Consider the following 12117-nt stretch of genomic DNA (forward strand, 5'->3'; position numbering starts at 1 on the left):
CGGTCCGTTGTGCATATCGCGATTTTTCCGGCATTCTTCTCAGCGATATGGGAACCGCGACACGGGTACCGCAGACCCGGAGCATGGGCGGTGAGGAGCTCTCCGCCGATCATGCCTGGGAGACGCTGCGCAAGTACGGCAGATGGCATCTGGCCCGTGACTCCTACGTCCGGTTCCGGTACGGCGACGGCATGACGAACTCCCGCGCGCTGGCCTTCCAGGTCTGCCTGTCGATCATCCCCGGCGCCATCGCCCTGGTGGGGCTGAGCTCGGTGATCGACCAGGAACGCCTGGGCATGGTGCTGGAGCTGACGCTGAGCCACCTGTCGCCGGGACCGGGAGCCGAGGCGGTCCAGGACGTGCTGGGCGGCAGTCACCGGCGGGTGAGCAGCACCGGCGGCGCCGTCGCCCTGTGGCTCGGCCTGATCACCGCGCTGGTCTCGCTGACCAGCGCCATGGCGCAGATCGAGCGCGGCGCCAACCGCATCTACGGGGTGGAACGCGACCGCCCGTTCCACCGCAAGTACGGCAGGGCCCTGCTGATGGCCGTGACCGCGGGCGCCTTCATGACGGCGGGGTTCGTCATGATGGTGGGCGGCGGCGCGATCGGCCGTGCGCTGGCCGAGGTCTACGGCTGGGACGATCCCGCCAGGAACGCCTTCGCGTTGATGCGCTGGCCGCTGGGCTTCCTGCTCGCTCTGATGTCCACCTCCGTGCTGTTCCGCGCGGCCCCGCGCCGCAGACAGCCCGGTCACACCTGGCTGGCCTTCGGCGCCCTGGTGGCCCTGGCCCTGTGGACCGTCTTCACGCTGCTGCTGGCGCTGTACACCGAGAGCAGCGGCACCTTCGGCGCCACCTACGGCCCGCTCACCGCCGTGATGGCCCTGCTGCTGTGGGCCTTCCTCAGCTCGATGGCGCTGTTCCTGGGCCTGGCCTTCGCCGCCCAGCTGGAGGCCTGCCGCGCCGGTGACGCCACGCCCAGCGGGCCCGACCCCGGCCCCACGGCGGAGGAGGAACGCGAGCCCCTGGTCGGCGCCGTGGGCTCGGCGATCATCGCGGCCGTGCGGACCGCACTGCGGCTCCTGCGCCGCAGGACGGGGTCGGCGAGCAAGTCCCGAGGCTGAAGGCGGATACGGTGATGGAGGACCTGCCGGCATGAAGCCCGAGGAGCCGACCGACCGGTCCGGGTTCGACGATCTCGACCTGACCCGCGACGGGCTCAAACTGGTCGCCCTGACCTTCGGGATCAACCTGTACACCGGCGTGTCGTTCTACGACTGTCCCGAGGCGGTTCTGGGCTGCCTGGACCTGTTCCTGCACCGGTGCCCGCCGGAGAACCTCCGGTTCACCGCGACGGAGAACTCTCGGGTCCACAAGCCGGTGACCGAACGGACACTCGGTCTGCTGAACACCTGGCTCAAGCCCGGCGCGCGACGCAAGGCCTGCATGGCGCTTGAGCTCAAGTCCGGCGACCGGTACCAGGACGCGCCCCAGTTCAAGTACGAGGTCTGGGCCGGCCAGAGCACGCAGGCGAACCTCGTTTCCCTGGCCTTCCCGCCGCAATGGGGACTGGACGACCCGGATGAGATGCTGACGCTGGTGCGCCGGCTCGGCGAGATCTTCCCCTTCACGTCCGGCATCGCAGGCTGGTCGTTGGAGTGCTCGCGCTACGCCGAGGAAGACAGTCAGACGCACGCCTGGAACGCCTCGATGCGCCATCCCGGCGCCGACGTGGTGCGCATCCCGGCCGACGCCCGGGCTCCGGGAAGCGATGCGATCAAGGGCGTCGGCTGGCTGACCCTGGTCGGTGCGGACCTGCTGGCCGACCTCGGCGGCCTGCCCGGACTGCGCGCCCGGCTACCCGGCGTGATCGAGCTGATCGAGTGCCGGCACGGTGTGATCATCAAGGCCGGGCCCCGTCCGCTCCTGGGCGGCCCCCATCATGACGGAGAACTGTCACCGTACCGGCAGGTGTATCAGGTGCTCGCGCCGTGGATCGCCGTCGCCGCCGAACGGTCCGTGTCGTTCGACCTGGTGCACCGATACGTGGAGCGGACCGAGGACTGGTTCACCAGGCTCGGCCACACCGGGTCGGTGCCGGACCGCGTCGATGGCTGGCGCGCCGCACACGCCGAAGCCCAGGCCCGGGCACAGCGATCCTTCGAGCTCACGCAGCGCCTCGGCCGGCTGGCCGGGGCGCTGGACCCGCGGCTCCTCGACGCCGCCGCGCAGGCCCGCGCCGAGGTCGACGCGGCAGGCCTGCTGTGGCATCTCCTGCCGGCCCTCGCCGAGCTGCTCGTCACCGGCGTGGTCCGTAAGGACCAGGCAACCGAATGGCTCGACCTCGCCGAGGAGCACGTCACACGACTGCAGAGCCAGACCCTGGGCGACGCCGCCGCCGTCGCCTGCGCCGCGGGCGACCCCGACCGCGCGATCGCGTTCCTGCGCCGGGCGGTCTGTCACGACCGCACCGCGAAGCGACGGGCGAAGACCGACAAACGCCTCAGGCTCCTCAGATCCGACGAGCGTTTCCAGGCACTCCTGCTGTGACCTGCTCCGGCACAGGCCCTGCGGGGTGGGGAGCGCCCGGCCATCCGCCGGTCGCCGCCCGCCGGTCCCGGGGGATATCCGGTTGAGTCCCGATCCCGGGCCGTCCTACGATCACCGACTATGACGTTCGCGTTCTCTTTCCACCTCCGTTAGCCCCCGTCGGCGAGACGAGGAAGACCCCGTCGCCGACGAGACGGGGCGGCGAAGCGCCGCTCCGGGCCGACGCGGGAGAAGAACGATCACCATGCGCGTTCGCGCGACTTTTCTCACCGCTCCGCGTCCCGGCCTCCCCGCCGTCCCATGACGGCGGCGAGTCTGGTGGCGCGGTGCGTTCACGGGCTGGAGCCGATACTCGCCGAGGAGATCCTCGAGCTCGGGCTCGGCACGATCACCCGCATGGGGCCCCGGGAGGTCTGCTTCCGCACCCGCGGACCGCAACCGCGGGTCACCGGGCTGCGTACCGCGGACGACGTGTTCCTGCTGGCCGCGCGCTGTGAGGACGTCGGTACGGCCAAGCGGGACGCGGCCGGGCTCGCCCGGCTGGCCGACCTGGCCGACCCCGGCCGGCTGCTGCGGCTGCGCGGCGAGCACGGGGGTCCGGGCGCCTTCACCGGTGTGGAGGTGTCGGCGTCGTTCGTGGGCGGGCGCAACTTCAACCGCCACGACGCGGAGGACGCCGTCGGCCGTGCCCTGGCCCGGCGGCTGGGGACCGGCTACCACTCGCGGCGGTCGGGTACGGCACCCCCGGCCGGCCACAGCGGGTGGCGGGTGACCCTCGACGGCGTGCACGCCACCCTGATGCTGCGGGTCGCCGGACGGCCCCTGCACCGCCGCGGCTACAAGCGGTGCTCGATCCCGGGGACCCTGCATCCTCCGCTGGCGGCGGCCATGGCGCGCATGGCCGGCATCCGCCCCGGCCACCGGGTCCTCGATCCCTGCTGCGGCGCGGGGACGCTGCTGATCGAGGCGGCCGGGCGGCAGCCGCAGGCCCGCCTGTACGGCTTCGACCTGGCGTGGGAGGCGCTGCGCGCGGCGGGGGAGAACGCCGCGGGCACGCACGTGACCGTCGGCCGGGCCGACGCCGGCCGGCTGCCGGTACCGGACGGCGCCGTCGACCGGGTGCTGTGCAACCCGCCGTGGGGAGGACAGGTCACGGCGGGCGGGCTGCTGGCCGCCGCGCCCTCGCGCTGGTGGGCGGAGCTGCGCCGGGTCCTGGCGCCCGGCGGGCAGGCCGTGGTCCTGCTCCCCGACGCCGGCGGCCTGACGGCCGGGATCGCCCAGGGGCTGGTACCGGCGCACCTGCAGCGCATCCGGGTCTCGGGGGCCGTCTCGTTCCTCGTCCGGCTGGCGTCGTCCGGCGGGCCGCCCGGGATCACCGGGTGGAGGCCGACAGCGTCCAGCCCTGCCGGCAGGAGGAGCCGGTGACCCCGTTGTCGCAGCCTTCGACGATGAACCGGTAGGCGCCGGTGGTGGACTGTCGCACCCGGATGCGCCCGCCGGTGCCGCCGCCGAACTCGCGCTGCTCCCCGCCCGGGTCCGCCGCGCTGTACCAGCGGACCAGGAAGCGGTCGTAGGAGTAGGGCGCGGTGGAGCCCCAGTCGAAGTAGGAGTATCCGCCGGAGCTCCAGGCCGACACCGTCATGTCGGTCCCCTGGCGGGGCGACCAGGTGATCGAGCCTCGATCGAACCACTGCCTGCGCCCCGCCCACACTCCGTTGAGGTAGACGTCGCGTGAGGGGGTGACGGGGCAGCCGAGGGCGCTGTCCTGCCCGCCCAGCCGGTTCCAGCGGGTACCGATGCGGCCGCTGACGGCGATCCCGCCGCCGCACGGGGCCGTCTGGGATACGGCGGGGGAGGCCGGGGGCGTGGAGGCGGCCTCGGCGGGGGAGGTGAGCGCGAGGCCGGTCGCCACGGTCGCGGTGGCGGTCAGGCCGAGCACGGCGCGGTGGATGTGTCCCATGGTGTTCTTCCTTCCGTTCGTCGGGCGGTGTGCCGAGCTCAACGATGTCTCCCACGGGGGGCCGGGCGGATCCTGGCTGTCCCGGTTCCGCCCAGGGGTTTTCCCTAGTCCGCAGCCCGTGTTCCCCCGTCCCGCCTTGCCGGGTCCGCTCCCCGCGCCGGCCGCCCGCACCCGCCCCGACGGCCGGACGGCCGGACGGCTCATTTATGACAGCGCTGTTGTATTTTGGGACGATGTCCTCTCCGTATCCTCCGATCGAGCCCTACGACCACGGCCACCTCGACACCGGTGACGGCAACCTCATCTACTGGGAGGTCTGCGGCAACCCCGACGGCAAGCCGGCGCTCGTCGTCCACGGTGGTCCCGGCTCGGGCTGCGGCGTGAACCAGCGCCGCGGTTTCGATCCCGAGCGCTACCGCGTCATCCTGTTCGACCAGCGCAACTGCGGCCGGAGCCTGCCCCACGCCGCCGACCCGGCCACCGACCTGAGCGCCAACACCACCCATCACCTGGTCGCCGACATGGAACGGCTGCGCGAGCACCTCGGCGTCGAGCGCTGGCTGCTGTACGGCGGATCGTGGGGTTCCACGCTGATGCTCGCCTATGCCGAGGCCCACCCCGAGCGGGTCTCGGAGATGGTCGTCTGCGGCGTCACCATGACCCGGCGTTCCGAGATCGAATGGCTCTACCAGGGGGTCGGGCGGTTCTTCCCCGAGCAGTGGGAACGCTTCCGCGCGGGAGCGCCCGGCTTCGAAGGCGACGACGACATCTTCGGCCTGCTGGCCGCCTACGCCCGGCTGGTCTCCGACCCCGACCCCGAGGTGCGCGCCAGGGCCGCCCGGGACTGGACGGCCTGGGAGGACGCGGTGATCTCCCTTGAGGTCAACGGCAAGCCGGACGCCTACAGCGACCGCCCGCCGGCCGCGCTGCAGGCCATGGTCCGCATCTGCAGCCACTATTTCTCCAACGCCGCCTGGCTGGAGGAAGGCGTCCTGCTGCGCGAGGCGCACCGGCTGGCGGGCATCCCGGGGGTGCTCATCCACGGCCGCTTCGACCTGGGCGGGCCGCTGGAGAACGCCTGGCAGCTGGCCCGTGCCTGGCCCGACGCGCGCCTGGTGGTGGTGGAGGACTCCGGGCACACCGGCAGCCCGACCATGGGCAACGAGGTTCTGGCCGCGCTGGACGGCTTCGCGAACCGGCCCTGAGCCGAGACGGGCGCGGGTGACAGCTCATGAGCCCGATCCGAGACGGGCACCTGCGGCGAGCCGTTCACGATCACACCTGGGCCCGGGTGCCGCCGGAAAATCGTTCGCGGTCGGAGGCGGGGCGCTGTTAGCCTCCGTGACGTCCTGTCGGCGGATCCCGGGCCTCCACGTTCCGGGACGACCCTGGGCCCCGTGCCCTGGAAAGTAGCGGTCAATGCCCCGGTCCTGGCCAGCGCCCGGCGTGCCTCGTGGCACCGCGGTCGGATCCCGCCGCTGACGCATCACATGCACGCGTCACTTCGTACGCGTCGCTCCGTACCGGCCTGACCTCCGCCGTGACGGCCTGTCCCGCCCGCGCGCCGCGCGGGCGGGACAGGCCGTGACCACCGTCTCACGAGACGCGCTCGGCGCTCCCTTGCTGCCCTGAACGACGAATCCGGCAAGGAGCCACCCGAGATGACCGACACCGGTTCCCGCTCTGTACTGCGGACCGAGACCTTCGCCTGCGTGCGCTGCGGCCTCACCGTGACCGCGCTGGCCCCGGACGGCAGGCGGCGCAACCACTGCCCGAGCTGCCTGCACTCCCGGCACATCCTCGACCATGTCGAGGGCGGGCCGTCCGAGTGCCGTTCGCGGATGACCCCGATCTCCATCGCGGTGCCGCGCAACGGCGACTGGATGCTCATCCACCGCTGCGTGCGCTGCGGCGAGCTGACCTCCAGCCCGCTCAGCGGCGACGACAACCAGCTCCTGCTCATGCGGCTGGCCGTACGGCCGCTCGCGCAGCCGCCGTTCCCGCTGGAAGGGTTCGGTGACCTGTGAGCACGGACGAGGAGGAGGTGGGGCACCGCCATGCCGCGACGTAAGCCGCATCAGCACAGACCGCAACGGCGCAAGGAGGTACGGCCCGGGCCCGGCGGCGGGCAGGGCGACGCCTTCCGCTGCGTCGGCTGCCGCCTGGAGGTGCCGCTGGCCGCCCCGGGCACCGCCCACCGCAACCACTGCCCGACCTGCCTGACCAGCCTGCACGTCGACCGCCGGGTGCCCGGCGACCGGCGCTCGACCTGCCGGGGCCGGATGACGGCGCTGGGTGTGGAGGTACGGGGGGACGGGGAGTGGGTGATCATCCACCACTGCCTGGCCTGCGGCGAGCTCAGCGCCAACCGCATCGCCGGGGACGACAACGCCCTGGCCCTGTTGCGGGTGGCCCTGCGCCCGCTGTCCGGCCCCCGCCTGCCTCTCCTCCAGCGGGCCGCCCTCTAGGGAGGCCGGATTCCGGCGTTCCGGCTCCGGCCCGAATCCCGGAGCCGGAACGCCGAGGAGACCGAGGCGTTCCGTGGCCTCGGACGCCTTTTCCGTTGTGCCGTCGGATGAATGCCGCTGAATGCCTCATATCCGAACGTGACTCGCCGATGGGGTGGGGAATCACCGGACACACGACGGAGGACTCGGGATGGCGGGGCGGCCGTTGCTGGCGTTGCTGTTCGTGATCTCCGCGGTGGTGGCCGCCTGGGTGGCCGCCGTCGGGTGGCGGCGCCGCGGGTCGGCGTCGGCGGTCGGCGCGCTGGCGTTCGTGGCGGCCTCCATCGCCGGATGGTCGGCGATGGACGGGATCGTCGTCATGACGGTCGACGCCGGTACGGCCCGCATGCTGCAGGCGGCGAAGTTCCTGGCCGTGAGCCTGGTCCCGGCGGGGCTGCTGTGCCTGGCGCTGGCCGTGGCCGACCGCCGGTGGCACCCCAGGAGCCGTACCGTGGCGCTGCTGGCCGTCGAGCCGGTCCTGGTCCAGATCGCGATCCTCACCGGCCCGTGGCATCACGGCTTCTTCCGGGCCACGGACACGGCCGATCCGCTGGGCGTGGTCACGCCCGCGGTCGGCCCGCTGTTCTGGGTCCACACCGCCTACAGCTACCTGCTGATGGCCGCCGCCATGGCGCAGCTGGTGCGGGCGTCGATCATCGGCCCCGCCGCCCAGCGCAAGCTGTACGCCAGCGTCCTGGCCGGTGCCCTGGCGCCGATCGCGGCCAACGCCGCCAGCCTGACCGGACTGGTGCCCGTCACCGGGCTGACCTCGGTCGGCTTCTCGCTCACCACGGTCATCATCTACTGGGCGCTGGTGCGCCGATCCCTGCCCGAACTGGTGCCGGTGGCGCGCGACCGGGTCTTCGACATGATCGGCGACACGGTGGTCACCGTCGACGCCGCCGGCCGCATCCTGGACCTGAACGCCGCCGCCGAGCGCATGCTGCGCCGGCTGCGGCCGGGCCTTCCCGAGCGGCTGGCCGGGCTGTCGATGGTGGACCTGCTCGGTACGCTGCCGTCTCCCGAAGGCGGCCAGAGCGAGGTGACCTTCACCGACGCCGCGGGCTGCGAGGTCGATCTGGAGGTGCACTCCAGCGTCCTGTACGACCGCCGGGGAGGTCACGCGGGCTGGGCCGTGATCACCAGGGACGTCACCGCCCTGAACCGGCAACGGCGCGAGCTGGAGCGGGCCAACGCCCGGCTGCGCGCGCAGCGCGGCGAGCTGAAGGAGGCCAACGCCCGGTTGCACGACAAGCAGGACGAGCTGGAGCGGACCAACACCCGGTTGCGCGACAAGCAGGAGGAGCTGGAAAGCGGAAACGCCCGGCTGCGCGTGCAGCTGCGCACCATCGAGCTGCTCCGCGCCGACCTGGCCGAGCAGGCGGCCCGGGACGCGCTGACCGGCCTGCACAACCGCCGTCACCTGATGCGGCATCTGACCTCGGCGATGACCGAGGCCGACGACGACCGGCCGCTGAGCCTGGCCCTGCTGGACATCGATCACTTCAAGCAGGTCAACGACCGCTACGGCCACCGCGCCGGTGACGAGGTCCTGGTCGCCTTCGCCGAGCTGCTCGGGCGGCAGGTGCGCCGCAGTGACCTCGTGGCCCGCTACGGCGGGGAGGAGTTCGTGGTGGTGTTCGCCGGCGCGAACGCCGAACAGGCCCGGGCCCGTATGGACGCGCTGCGCGAACGGCTCGCCGGCCGGCCGGTGGAGGCCGGCGGGCACCCGCTGACCGTCACCTTCAGCGCCGGGGTGGCCACCGCGACGCCGGGGATCAGCGCCGACGACCTGCTGCACGCCGCCGACCAGGCGCTGTACGCGGCCAAGCACGGCGGCCGCAACCAGATCCGGGTGGCCGGGGCGCCGGAGCCGGGGACGCCGCAGAGCGCCGCGTGAGCCTTCCACGGAAGGCGGCCCGCGCCGAAATATAGTCACGAATCTTGACTATCAAGTTCTGTGACTATATTGTGGAATCAGCCGGGGGATCCGCCCGGCGGAAGGAGGAAGCCGACATGACCACCCACACGCCCATCTCCTCCGCCGCGCTCCGCCTGCGCGGCGTCTTCACCGGCCCCGTCCACCTGCCGGGTGAGCCGGGCTACGACGAGCAGCGCCGGCCGCTGTACGCACCGATCGACCCCCGTCCCGCCCTGGTCGTCCAGGCCGCGGACGCCGGGGACGTGCGCGCCGCCGTCACCGTCGCCCGCGAGCACGGGATGCCGCTGGCGGTGCAGGCCACCGGGCACGGCACGCACGACCCGGCCGACGGCGGCCTGCTGCTGCGGACCTCGCGGATGTCCGATGTGATGGTCGACCCGGACCGGCGGCTGGCGCGGGTGGGCCCCGGCGCCTGCTGGAGCCAGGTGCTGGCCGCGGCCGCCCCGTTCGGCCTGGCGCCGCTGTCCGGCTCGCACTCCTCGGTCGGCGTGACCGGATACACCCTCGGCGGCGGGGTGGGCTGGCTGGCCCGCAGGTACGGCTTCGCCGCCGACAGCGTCCTGCGCGCCCAGGTGGTCACCGCCGACGGGCGGATGGTCACCGCCGACGCCTACGGCGAGCACGCCGACCTGTGGTGGGCGTTGCGCGGCGGAGGCGGCTCCTTCGGCGTGGTGACCGCTCTGGAGTTCGCGCTGCACCCGGTCGAGCAGGTCTACGCCGGTACGGCGTACTTCCCGATCGAGGGGGCGGCCGACCTGCTGACCCGCTATCGCCGGTGGATCCACGACGTGCCGGACGAGCTGAGCACGGCCGTCCTGCTGACCACGGCCCCCGACGCCCCCGACGTCCCGGCGCCGGTGCGCGGCAGGCGCGTGGTGGCGATCAAGGTCATGTCCACCGGGCTGCCCGGTGACGCGCGCCGGCTGCTGCGCCCGCTGTGGCTGGCCGCGGGCGGCCCGCTGGCCGAGGACCTGCGTTCGGTGGGCTACGCCCGCGCGGAGATGGGGGGCACCGGCCCCGCCCACGTCGAGCTGTTCGACGACCTGCCCGACCCGGTCATCGACGCCCTGGTGGGGGTCGGCGGGCCGGCGACCGTGGAGGTCAGGCACTGGGGCGGCGCGATGGCCGAGGCCGGTCCCGACGCCGGTCCGGTCGGCAACCGCCGTACCCCGCTGTCGGTGGTGGTCGACGCCGGCGTTCCCGGCCTGGCCGCGGCCCTGCGCCCGCACGCCACCGGCGGCTCGTTCCTCAACTTCCTGCACGACACCACCAGGACCGCCACCGCCTACACCCGCGAGGACCACCGGCGCCTGAGCCGGATCAAGGCCGCCTACGACCCCGAGAACGTCTTCGCCCTCGGCCACGTCATTCCTCCGGCCCGCCTGGCGGTGCCCGCCGCCGGGTGAGCGGGGTAAATCCTGCGGAAAGCCCGGACGACGCCGGTGCCCGCGCCACGTGAACGCCCCGTTCCCGGGTAGGAGGCCTGCGATCTCGCCGACGAACCCGTAGGAGGGGACATGAGTGGCAATCCTGGACAGGAAGGGCGTTCCTCGGTCGAGCAGGGGGACACCGAGGAGGAGACCTCCGGGCGCCCCGCGGGCACTCCGGCGGCCACCCCGCCCGCCGACGCCGCGGATCCCGACGACGCCGACACGGCGGGCGGTTCCCGCAGCCGGCCGGAGGACCTGAATCCCGACGACTTCGAGTGACGGGCCGTACCGGCGCCCTCGGGCAACCGGTACGGCCTCCGCACGAGGCGGACGCCGTACCGGCCCTCCGCATAGAGCCTCCGCACGGAGCCTTCACAGAGTCTTCGCGGGGGACTTCGCGGGGGGACATCGTGCGGACCCGGCGGCGCGGGCCGCAGTTTCACCGGGTGGCCGGCGGGCAGGCAACAGCGCATGCTGGACCACACACTTTTTCTGCTGCTGGAAGGTTATGCCTGGCTGCCGGAGCGCCGCCGGGAGGCCGAGGGCCCGGTCGCGCACACCCGGGTGATGGGCCGGCGCGCCGCGGGCCTGTGCGGGCCGGACGCCGTGCGCTTCTTCTACGACGAGAACCACGTCGAACGCCGCACCGCCCTGCCGGGCCTGGTCAAGAACACCCTGTTCGGGCAGGGCGCCGTGCACACCCTGGACGGCGCCGACCACCGCGTGCGCAAGGCCATGTTCGTGTCGGTGCTGAACGGCGAGGGCGTCGACGACCTCGTCGGGCACACCACCCGGGCCTGGGACGAGGCGGTCGCCTCCTGGGCCGATGGGCGGAGTGTGACGCTCTTCGACGGGGCCGCAGAGATCCTGGCCCGGGGTGTGTCCCGGTGGGCCGGCATTCCCCTGGACGACGCCGAGGTTCCCGCCCTGGCCGCCGACCTGGTGGCCATGGTCGACGGGTTCGCCACCGTCGGCCCCCGGCACTGGCGGGCGCGCGGTGCCCGCGGGCGCCGCGAGGAGTGGCTGGGCCGGCTGGTCCGGCAGGTGCGCGAGGGCGCCGTCACCGCCCCGGAGGGCTCGGCGCTCGCCGCGGTCGCCCATCACCGGGACGCCGGCGGTGAGCTGCTCGATCCCCGTGTGGCCGCGGTGGAGCTGCTCAACGTCATCCGCCCGACCACGGCCGTGGCCTGGTTCATGGCGTTCTCCGCCCACGCCCTGCACCGGTGGCCGCAGCACCGCGCCACGCTGCGCGGGGGAGACGTCTCCTTCGCCGAGGCGTTCGCGCACGAGGTCCGCCGCTTCTACCCGTTCGCGCCGTTCGTCGGCGGCAGGGCGGTCAAGGACCTGACCTGGCAGGGCGAGCACATCCCCGCCGGTTCCCTGGTGCTGCTCGACATCTACGGCCAGAACCACGATCCGCAGCTGTGGCCGGACCCCTACACCTTCGACCCGCAGCGGTTCGCCGGTCGCGAGATCGGCCCCTACGACCTGATCCCCCAGGGCGGCGGCGACACCGCAGGCGGCCACCGGTGCCCCGGCGAGGCCGTCACCGTCGCGCTGCTGCGGGCCCTGGTGGTACGGCTGGCGCAGCTGGACTACGACGTCCCGGCCCAGGACATGGACATCTCCCTGCGGCGCGTCCCCGCGCGCCCGGCCGACGGCTTCGTGATCTCCTCCGTCACACCGGCCGTGGCCGACCTGTCCGTCGTCACCCCCCTGCGCCGCTGA

Annotated in this window: 11 protein-coding genes; 10 read left to right on the forward strand and 1 reads right to left on the reverse strand. The window is 73.2% G+C overall.

Features of this window, described 5'->3' with window-relative positions; translation table 11 throughout:
- Positions 1-47 precede the first annotated feature (47 nt).
- From Pta02_RS36770 to Pta02_RS36780, 3 genes are all read left to right on the forward strand, one after another.
- On the forward strand, positions 48-1124 hold the full coding sequence (locus tag Pta02_RS36770) for a YihY/virulence factor BrkB family protein (protein WP_239131520.1): 1077 nt from the start codon (positions 48-50) through the stop codon (positions 1122-1124).
- Between the two features lie 31 nt (positions 1125-1155).
- Entirely contained in the window at positions 1156-2550 is a 1395-nt protein-coding gene (locus Pta02_RS36775) for a type VI immunity family protein (protein ID WP_203879638.1), read from the forward strand.
- Between the two features lie 300 nt (positions 2551-2850).
- Complete coding sequence (locus tag Pta02_RS36780) at positions 2851-3975, forward strand: methyltransferase domain-containing protein (RefSeq protein ID WP_203879639.1); 1125 nt, start codon at positions 2851-2853, stop codon at positions 3973-3975.
- On the opposite strand, the gene Pta02_RS36785 is transcribed toward Pta02_RS36780, so the two are convergent.
- Positions 3923-4510, reverse strand: coding sequence for an LGFP repeat-containing protein (locus tag Pta02_RS36785; protein ID WP_203879640.1), 588 nt, complete (start codon positions 4508-4510; stop codon positions 3923-3925). The genes Pta02_RS36780 and Pta02_RS36785 overlap by 53 nt on opposite strands.
- Positions 4511-4743: 233 nt before the next feature.
- Between Pta02_RS36785 and pip the strand changes: the two genes are divergently transcribed.
- From pip to Pta02_RS36820, 7 genes are all read left to right on the forward strand, one after another.
- Positions 4744-5715: a prolyl aminopeptidase gene (gene pip / locus Pta02_RS36790; RefSeq protein WP_203879641.1), complete on the forward strand. Its 972-nt coding sequence runs from the start codon at positions 4744-4746 to the stop codon at positions 5713-5715.
- 456 nt (positions 5716-6171) lie between these two features.
- Entirely contained in the window at positions 6172-6537 is a 366-nt protein-coding gene (locus Pta02_RS36795; RefSeq protein WP_203879642.1) for an RNHCP domain-containing protein, read from the forward strand.
- Positions 6538-6567: 30 nt separating this feature from the next.
- Positions 6568-6978, forward strand: coding sequence for an RNHCP domain-containing protein (locus tag Pta02_RS36800; protein WP_203879643.1), 411 nt, complete (start codon positions 6568-6570; stop codon positions 6976-6978).
- 190 nt (positions 6979-7168) lie between these two features.
- Positions 7169-8917 (forward strand): diguanylate cyclase, encoded by a 1749-nt coding sequence (locus Pta02_RS36805; protein WP_203879644.1) that lies wholly within the window; start codon positions 7169-7171, stop codon positions 8915-8917.
- Positions 8918-9033: 116 nt separating this feature from the next.
- Positions 9034-10365 carry an FAD-binding oxidoreductase gene (locus tag Pta02_RS36810; RefSeq protein WP_203879645.1) on the forward strand — a complete coding sequence of 444 codons (1332 nt, stop codon included), beginning with the start codon at positions 9034-9036 and terminating at the stop codon, positions 10363-10365.
- Positions 10366-10476: 111 nt separating this feature from the next.
- Positions 10477-10668, forward strand: coding sequence for a hypothetical protein (locus Pta02_RS36815; protein ID WP_203879646.1), 192 nt, complete (start codon positions 10477-10479; stop codon positions 10666-10668).
- A 192-nt stretch (positions 10669-10860) separates the two neighbouring features.
- Entirely contained in the window at positions 10861-12117 is a 1257-nt protein-coding gene (locus Pta02_RS36820) for a cytochrome P450 (RefSeq protein ID WP_203879647.1), read from the forward strand.

This window comes from Paraplanobispora takensis, assembly GCF_016863195.1.
GTDB lineage: Bacteria > Actinomycetota > Actinomycetes > Streptosporangiales > Streptosporangiaceae > Planobispora > Planobispora takensis.

What these genes read in the sequence shown, in the direction of transcription:
- Pta02_RS36770 (WP_239131520.1), top strand. Translation starts at nt 48, where the DNA reads ATGGGAACCGCGACACGGGTACCGCAGACCCGGAGCATGGGCGGTGAG.
- Pta02_RS36775 (WP_203879638.1), top strand. Translation starts at nt 1,156, where the DNA reads ATGAAGCCCGAGGAGCCGACCGACCGGTCCGGGTTCGACGATCTCGAC.
- Pta02_RS36780 (WP_203879639.1), top strand. Translation starts at nt 2,851, where the DNA reads ATGACGGCGGCGAGTCTGGTGGCGCGGTGCGTTCACGGGCTGGAGCCG.
- Pta02_RS36785 (WP_203879640.1), bottom strand. Translation starts at nt 4,510, where the DNA reads ATGGGACACATCCACCGCGCCGTGCTCGGCCTGACCGCCACCGCGACC.
- pip (WP_203879641.1), top strand. Translation starts at nt 4,744, where the DNA reads ATGTCCTCTCCGTATCCTCCGATCGAGCCCTACGACCACGGCCACCTC.
- Pta02_RS36795 (WP_203879642.1), top strand. Translation starts at nt 6,172, where the DNA reads ATGACCGACACCGGTTCCCGCTCTGTACTGCGGACCGAGACCTTCGCC.
- Pta02_RS36800 (WP_203879643.1), top strand. Translation starts at nt 6,568, where the DNA reads ATGCCGCGACGTAAGCCGCATCAGCACAGACCGCAACGGCGCAAGGAG.
- Pta02_RS36805 (WP_203879644.1), top strand. Translation starts at nt 7,169, where the DNA reads ATGGCGGGGCGGCCGTTGCTGGCGTTGCTGTTCGTGATCTCCGCGGTG.
- Pta02_RS36810 (WP_203879645.1), top strand. Translation starts at nt 9,034, where the DNA reads ATGACCACCCACACGCCCATCTCCTCCGCCGCGCTCCGCCTGCGCGGC.
- Pta02_RS36815 (WP_203879646.1), top strand. Translation starts at nt 10,477, where the DNA reads ATGAGTGGCAATCCTGGACAGGAAGGGCGTTCCTCGGTCGAGCAGGGG.
- Pta02_RS36820 (WP_203879647.1), top strand. Translation starts at nt 10,861, where the DNA reads ATGCTGGACCACACACTTTTTCTGCTGCTGGAAGGTTATGCCTGGCTG.